Below are 7,257 nucleotides of genomic sequence, written 5' to 3' on the forward strand. Positions count from 1 at the left end.
ATGAGAATGGCAGCCTGAAATGAAACCATGATCCACCTTAAAAGGGCTGCAAAGTGGTCGAAGAACTAGGACCACCTCTCTCAGCCCCCAGAAACGAGAAATTTCCCCCATACTTTCAAAGAACTGCCGCCTATCGATGCGCTGCCCACACCGCCGCCCCACCAAAGCTTTTCCGGGGAAAAGGTTTGGCACTCGCCGCGAGGAATTGCCCGCCACCAAGTTCACTCCCTTTGCCCGCAAGCCACCAAAAATATCCGCAAAAACCCACCGCCGCGCGATGAAAATTTGCCGCAACATATCGCACAAAGGGCCGAACAGCCGCCCTTACGCCTGCCCGTCGCCCTCCACAGGTGCAAACCCTTTGGGCGCGCGGCGCACAGCCCCCACGGGCAGGCCCGCATCCAGCAGCAAATCATCCGCCATTGACCCCACGTTGGGCCCTTCCTTCATCAACTGCCGCCAAATGCTGCGCACCGCAGGCGCAATCCGCGGCTCCGTCACTGCGCGCGCGGTGTGCAGCCAAATCGCCAGCCCATCGCTGCTGTCATAGTCGCGGGCCTTGCGCATCACCCCGATTTTCGCTTGCGTGGCCTTGATGAAACGGGCCGTGGCGGCAGGCGGCCAATCCACCATCGCGTGCAAATCCTGCCCCGCGGCGCGGTAGGTTTCTGCCCAAAATGCTGCTGCCGCCGCGTGGCTGTCCAAAAAATGCGGCTTACCCGCCGCCACCTTTTCAGCCAATTTATCGGCCAAGGCTTGCGCCTCATCCACCAATGCGGCAATCGCTTTTTCTTGCTTCCATGTGTCGAACATAAACGCCTCCTGCCGTCCTTATGGCGCAAAACGGCGCAAAGGAAAACCGCCGCCAACTTGCCGCCCGGTCAAAACGCACCGCCGTTGGTGTTCAGCAAAAACTGCGCAAATATCGGGCCACAGGCCGCCCCAATTTCACGCGCTTTGCCGCCAATTTCACCTGCCCGAATGGTCGGGGGCACCAACCCCCGCGCGTCTTGGGTTTGCAAATAGCGCTGGGTTCGTTCCACCAATTCGCGTTTTACATCCGCCGGAAACGCCCCATCAATCATGATCGTTTCAAAATCAATCACCGCGCAAATTGAAATGCTGGCCTTGGCCAATTCCTGCGCCGCTTGACCGATCCACGGCTCCACATAGCGCGCGACGCTGGACCAGTCTTGCGGGGTTTGCCACAGGCAGGCCGGGTCCAGCCCCGCCTCAACCAACCGCCCCTCCAACACATGCAGCGACGCGATATCAATCAATTGACGGCTTTCGCCGCTGGGGCCACTGCTGGGCAACGACCCCAAAGCGCCCGCATTGCCCTGATGCCCTTCAAACACTGAATGGTTCAGGACAATGCCACCGCCAATAAACGCCGCGATAAACACATACGCATAATCGCGGTATTCCTTGCCGCAGCCATAGACATGTTCAGCCCGGCACGCCGCCGTGGCATCGTTGACGATGAACACCGGAAGGTCGCTGAAGGTGGCGATTTCCGCCCTTAGATCAAGCTCTTTCCACAGTTGCGAAGTGGCCGCAGGGGCGCCGACCAACTGGTGCCAATTCCACAGCTCAAACGGTGACGCGATGCCAATCCCACACAGCCGCGCGCGGTCCTTCACGCTCATCTGCTCGGTCAGGGCCACCAAACCGTCGCGCAAAAAGGTCAGGATGTTTTGCGGGGTGGGATAGAAAAACGTGATGCGCCGTTGCGCGCGAATGACCCCCGTGAAATCCATCAAGATCAGTTCCGCACTGCGCCGCCCCAGCTTTAACCCAAAGGAAAAAACGCCGTCCGGGTCCAGCCCCATCGGCACCGACGGCTTGCCCACTTTGCCCCGCATCAACGCGCCACGCGCCAGCAACCCATCGCTTTCCAGCTTGCGCAAGATCACCGAAACCGTTTGCGGCGACAGCCCTGCCATGCGCGCCAGGTCAGATCCCGGCAGCGGTCCGTTGCGCTGCAACATCGACAAAAGCAGCCGTTCATTATAGTCGCGCAACCCGCTTTGGTTCGCGCCACCGCTGAGGGTTCTGATTTTGGATCCATCCATACGCGCGACCCTAGTGACCCAGTTTGCATTAGGGAAGATGCAATATCCAATTAATAAATCAACTTTATTTATTTATTGACGCAGCCCCCCGAATCGTGTGTTTTAAGCGCAGTTCCGCAGTTTTGCGGTGACACCTTGAACGCGATCAAGGATCAAAGACTGTCTTGGGAGGACAATATGAACAAACTACTCGCAACAACGGCTGTCGCATTTTTGGGTCTGTCGGGCGCCGCTGTGGCAGATACTGTGTGCCTGATCACCAAAACCGATACCAACCCGTTTTTTGTCAAGATGAAAGAGGGCGCGGAGGCGAAAGCAACGGAATTGGGCATGACCCTGAAATCCTTTGCCGGCAAGATTGACGGCGATCACGAAACCCAAGTGGCCGCGATTGAAACCTGCATCGCCGATGGTGCCAAAGGTATTTTGCTGACCGCATCCGACACATCTTCGATCACAGGATCGGTCAAACAGGCGCGCGATGCTGGCCTGTTGGTTATCGCATTGGACACCCCGCTGGACCCGATTGATGCCGCGGATGCGACATTTGCGACCGACAACTTTTTGGCGGGTGAACTGATCGGCAAATGGGCGCTTGGCACCTTGGGGGCCGAGGCTGCAAATGCCAAAATCGCCATGCTGGACCTTGGCGTGTCGCAACCATCGGTGGACGTGCTGCGCGATCAGGGCTTTTTGCAAGGCTTTGGTATTGATCTGGCCGACCCGAATAAATGGGGCGATGAAACCGACCCGCGCATCGTTGGCAATGACGTGACCGCCGGGAATGAAGAAGGCGGGCGCAAGGCGATGGAAAACCTGTTGGCCAAGGACCCGATGATCAACGTGGTTTACACCATCAACGAACCTGCGGCTGCCGGGGCCTATGAGGCGCTGAAATCCATTGGCCGCGAAAAGGACGTGTTGATCGTGTCGGTCGATGGCGGTTGCCCGGGTGTGGCCAACGTCAGAGACGGTGTGATCGGTGCCACATCGCAGCAATACCCCTTGCTGATGGCATCTAAAGGCGTGGAGGCGATTGCCGCCTGGGCCAAAGACGGCACGAAGCCCACCAACACTGAGGGCAAAAACTTTTTCGACACGGGCGTGACCTTGATCACGAATACCCCGGTCGAAGGTGTGGACAGCATCGATGCCGCCAAAGGCGCGGAACTGTGCTGGGGCTGATCGCCGCCGCGCGGTATTGAACCCACAGAAAAGGGGCGGTTTTGCCGCCCTTTTTCACATAAGATTGCCACATCAAGGAACGGGAGGGTCACCATGTCCGACAGTGAAAACTTCGAGCAGGGCACAAAGCGCGGCAACCAAGGGGTCGCCAAATTTGACCGCCCCAATCGCGGTATGATTGGTACCTTGCAACATTGGCTGCATGTGAACCCGGCCTTGGTGCCGCTGGTCGTGCTGGTAGCATCCATTGCGGTGTTTGGCGCGCTGTTGGGCAGCAAATTCTTCTCGCCTTTTGCGCTGACGTTGATTTTGCAGCAAACTGCGATTGTGGGCATTGTTGGGGCGGCGCAAAGCCTTGTGATTTTGACCGCCGGAATTGACCTTAGCGTGGGGGCCATCATGGTTCTGTCGTCGGTCGTGATGGGGCAAGCGACGTTTCGCTATGGGTTGCCTGTGGAATTTGCTATTGTTTGCGGGCTTGCGGTTGGCACGTTTGTGGGGTTTTTGAACGGCTGGCTGATCGCCATCATGCGCCTGCCGCCGTTCATCGTGACCTTGGGCATGTGGCAAATCGCATTGGCCACAAATTTTCTGTATTCCGCCAATGAAACCATCCGCAGCCAAGATATTGCCGAACAAGCGCCGTTGCTGCAGCTGTTTGGGGCGACGTTCAAAGTTGGAGAGGCGGTGTTCACCGTGGGCGTTATTTTCATGGTGCTGCTGGTGGCCTTGCTAGCTTATATCCTGAAACACACGGCCTGGGGCCGCCATGTCTATGCGGTGGGCGATGATCCCGACGCTGCTGAATTGTCGGGCGTCAACGTAAAGCGCACGCTGATTTCGGTCTATATGATTTCCGGGTTGATCTGCGCCTTTGCGGGCTGGGCCTTGATCGGGCGCATTGGGTCAGTGTCGCCCACATCCGGGCAACTGGCCAATATTGAAAGCATCACAGCGGTGGTGATAGGCGGTATTTCGCTGTTTGGCGGGCGCGGGTCCATTCTGGGGATGCTGTTTGGCGCGCTGATTGTTGGGGTGTTCACCCTTGGATTGCGCCTGATGGGCGCGGATGCGCAATGGACCTATTTGCTGATTGGGGCGCTGATTATCGGTGCTGTTGCTGTGGATCAATGGATTAGAAAGGTGTCTGCCTGATGGAACCCATTTTGAAAGGCCGCAACTTGGTCAAACGCTATGGCCGGGTCACCGCGTTGGACCATTGCGATTTTGATTTGTACCCCGGCGAGATTTTGGCCGTAATTGGCGACAATGGCGCGGGCAAATCATCGTTGATCAAGGCCATATCGGGCGCGATTGTTCCCGATGAAGGGGAGGTGTATTTAGAAGGCAAGCGGATCCGTTTCACATCTCCCATTCAAGCGCGCAATGCGGGGATTGAAACGGTGTATCAAACGCTTGCCATGTCCCCTGCCCTGTCGATCGCCGACAATATGTTCATGGGGCGCGAGTTGCGCAAACCGGGGTTTCGCGGCACATGGTTGCGCCAATTGGACCGCCCGCGCATGGAAAAACTGGCGCGCGACAAGCTGACGGAACTGGGCTTGATGACCATCCAAAACATCAACCAAGCGGTGGAAACCCTGTCGGGCGGGCAGCGCCAAGGGGTTGCAGTGGCGCGAGCAGCGGCGTTCGGGTCCAAGGTGATCATTCTGGATGAACCCACGGCGGCGCTGGGGGTGAAGGAGTCGCGCAAGGTTTTGGAGTTGATTCAGGATGTGAAATCGCGCGGTATCCCGATTATCTTGATCAGCCACAACATGCCGCATGTGTTTGAGGTGGCCGACCGCATCCATGTTCACCGTCTGGGCAAACGCCTGTGTGTGGTGAACCCAAAGGATTACACCATGTCAGATGCCGTGGCCTTTATGACCGGCGCGAAGGAGCCACCGCTGGAGACGGCTGCAGTTTAATGGTGGCGGTGTGATGGGGGCGGCGCGGCGCGCAGATTCGGGGCGGTTGCGTCCGACACCCCTTGTCAAGTATTGCCATACTTCCATACAACAATGCCAAAGCGCCCTGCGGTGGGGGCGCTGCAATCAGAGCCGATGAAGGGAAAGTGGATGCGCGAAAGCTGGCGGTGGTATGGGCCATTGGACAAAATCACCCTGTCCGATATTGCGCAAACTGGGGCGGGTGGCATTGTCACCGCCTTGCACGAAATTCCCTATGGTCAAGTTTGGTCGCGTGAGGCGATCGCAGAGCGTAAACGCCTGATCGCCGATGCGGGGCATGGCCAAGACTGGCTGGTGGTTGAAAGCTTGCCCATCCACGAACGCATCAAGCGCGGCGATGGTGATTTGTCCGATCTGTTCGCCAAGTATCGCCAATCCATGGCCAACCTGGCGGCGGAAGGCATCAAGACCATCTGCTATAATTTTATGCCGTTGATTGATTGGACCCGCACGGCCCTGCGCCACCCCCTGCCACAAGGCGGATCTTGCCTGCGGTTTGACCAAGCGCTGATTTGTGCGTTGGAAATTCACATGCTGGGCCGGGATGGTGCGGACCAAGATTATACCCAAGACGTAAAAACCCGTGCGCGCGATTGGTTTGACCAATCAACCGAAGATGACCGCACCGCCCTGATCGCAGCCATTATGGCGGGCCTGCCCGGCGCCTATGACCGTTATGATGTGCCGGGCCTGCGCAACGCTCTGGCGCTTTACAGCGGCATCGGTCGCAACGAAATCCGCGCCAATTACGCCCGTTTTCTGGCGGAGGTTATCCCTGCCGCCGTTGACCTTGGCATGCGCTTTTGCGTCCATCCCGATGACCCACCCCGCGATATTTTCGGCCTGCCACGCGTGGTCACTTGCGCCGATGATATCGCTTGGATCATGGACCAGCAGCCCAGTATTGAAAACGGACTGACCCTGTGTTCCGGCTCACTAGGGGCCAATCCTGCCAATGATGTGCCCGCCATCGCGCACCGTTTTGGCGACCGCATCCATTTTGTTCATCTGCGCAACGTGCGCAAAGACCCGGATGGGTCGTTCGCAGAGGCGGCGCATCTGGAAGGCGACACCGATATGGTCGCGCTGACAGCCGCGTTGCTGGCCGAGGAAGCGCGCCGCCGCGACACAGGGCGCACCGATCATAACCTGCCTTGGCGGCCCGATCATGGCCATGAGATGCTGTCAGATATAGGTTCTGGCGCCCATCCCGGCTATCCCTTGGTGGGCCGTTTGCGGGGCTTGGCGGAAATTCGCGGGCTTATTGCGGCTCTGTCACACCCACATGTCAGCTTTGCCGATTAGGCGGGAAAGCAGGGTGAGGATTGGGCCCGCGGTGGCGCGTGCCAAGCGCGGAGCCCAAAGCCAGAAGATGACAGTGGCGGCGAGAGTTAGGGCTGAGAGGAACACTTTTGGCACCTGTCATGATGGTCTTGTCACGCTTACGTTCCGGTCTTTTAACTCATTTATGCGGCCTTTCGTTTGAATGCCAAGGGGCTTTTACCGCCCAACGATGACTGCCTGCGCGGTGGATTATAGAACCCGTTGATATACTGGAAGATCGCGCCTTCTGCCTGACGGCGTGTGTCCCAACGATTGCGCCAGATCAGCTCGGCCTTGATGGATTTGAAGAAAGCGAGGAGGATCAGGAAAGGCCCCGGTGGGGCGTTTCCCCGACGCAAGACCATCGAATTGTCGTAACAATTGCCCTTGCCGCTCATCCGCTGCCCGGCAGTGCATGTTTACATGCGCGAGTATCCGTATTGGTCAAGCTGGGTTTTGCGTCCATTTTCTCTGATCCCGAAGCAGTGCGTTGGCCATGACAATCAGTTTTCGCATGACGGCTGTGATGGCCAGTTTTTTGCATTTCCCGGTCGAGATCAGCTGCTCGTATTTTGCCTTCATGTCTGGATTGAAGCGTGTTGCAACAACCGCTGGCAAATAGACCGCGTGCCTGACACTGGCGCGCCCGCCTTGGATGCGTTCCTTGCCTTGCCACTTTCCCGATTGCCTCGATATGGGTG

8 protein-coding genes and 1 pseudogene are annotated in these 7,257 nt (G+C 57.8%); 4 read left to right on the plus strand and 5 right to left on the minus strand.

Going from position 1 to position 7,257, the window contains the following annotated elements; translation table 11 throughout:
- The 3 genes from BMY36_RS20355 to BMY36_RS18455 form a co-directional block, all read right to left on the minus strand.
- Positions 1-297, minus strand: a 297-nt coding sequence (locus BMY36_RS20355; protein ID WP_217646639.1) for a hypothetical protein, incomplete at its 3' end; no start/stop codon positions are given.
- 27 nt (positions 298-324) lie between these two features.
- Positions 325-813, minus strand: coding sequence for a hypothetical protein (locus tag BMY36_RS18450; RefSeq protein WP_050521293.1), 489 nt, complete (start codon positions 811-813; stop codon positions 325-327).
- Positions 814-881: 68 nt separating this feature from the next.
- Positions 882-2,075, minus strand: a complete 1,194-nt coding sequence (locus BMY36_RS18455) for an ROK family transcriptional regulator (RefSeq protein WP_050521294.1) — start codon at positions 2,073-2,075, stop codon at positions 882-884.
- Positions 2,076-2,252: 177 nt separating this feature from the next.
- Between BMY36_RS18455 and BMY36_RS18460 the strand changes: the two genes are divergently transcribed.
- The 4 genes from BMY36_RS18460 (at position 2,253) to uxuA (ending at position 6,538) form a co-directional block, all read left to right on the plus strand.
- Positions 2,253-3,260: a sugar ABC transporter substrate-binding protein gene (locus BMY36_RS18460; RefSeq protein ID WP_050521295.1), complete on the plus strand. Its 1,008-nt coding sequence runs from the start codon at positions 2,253-2,255 to the stop codon at positions 3,258-3,260.
- 93 nt (positions 3,261-3,353) lie between these two features.
- Positions 3,354-4,415, plus strand: a complete 1,062-nt coding sequence (locus tag BMY36_RS18465) for an ABC transporter permease (RefSeq protein WP_050521296.1) — start codon at positions 3,354-3,356, stop codon at positions 4,413-4,415.
- Positions 4,415-5,191: an ATP-binding cassette domain-containing protein gene (locus tag BMY36_RS18470; RefSeq protein WP_050521297.1), complete on the plus strand. Its 777-nt coding sequence runs from the start codon at positions 4,415-4,417 to the stop codon at positions 5,189-5,191. The genes BMY36_RS18465 and BMY36_RS18470 overlap by 1 nt, the downstream gene beginning before the upstream one ends.
- A gap of 93 nt (positions 5,192-5,284) precedes the next feature.
- Entirely contained in the window at positions 5,285-6,538 is a 1,254-nt protein-coding gene (uxuA, locus tag BMY36_RS18475; RefSeq protein WP_336469882.1) for a mannonate dehydratase, read from the plus strand.
- A 161-nt stretch (positions 6,539-6,699) separates the two neighbouring features.
- On the opposite strand, the pseudogene BMY36_RS18480 reads toward uxuA, so the two are convergent.
- Together BMY36_RS18480 and BMY36_RS18485 are read right to left on the minus strand one after the other, a co-directional pair.
- A pseudogene (locus tag BMY36_RS18480) lies at positions 6,700-6,954 on the minus strand (IS3 family transposase); the annotation flags it as partial.
- A gap of 46 nt (positions 6,955-7,000) precedes the next feature.
- Positions 7,001-7,257: transposase (locus tag BMY36_RS18485; RefSeq protein WP_139194149.1), on the minus strand; the 257-nt coding region annotated here is incomplete at its 5' end.

This window comes from Pseudorhodobacter antarcticus (assembly GCF_900110135.1).
GTDB lineage: Bacteria > Pseudomonadota > Alphaproteobacteria > Rhodobacterales > Rhodobacteraceae > Pseudorhodobacter > Pseudorhodobacter antarcticus.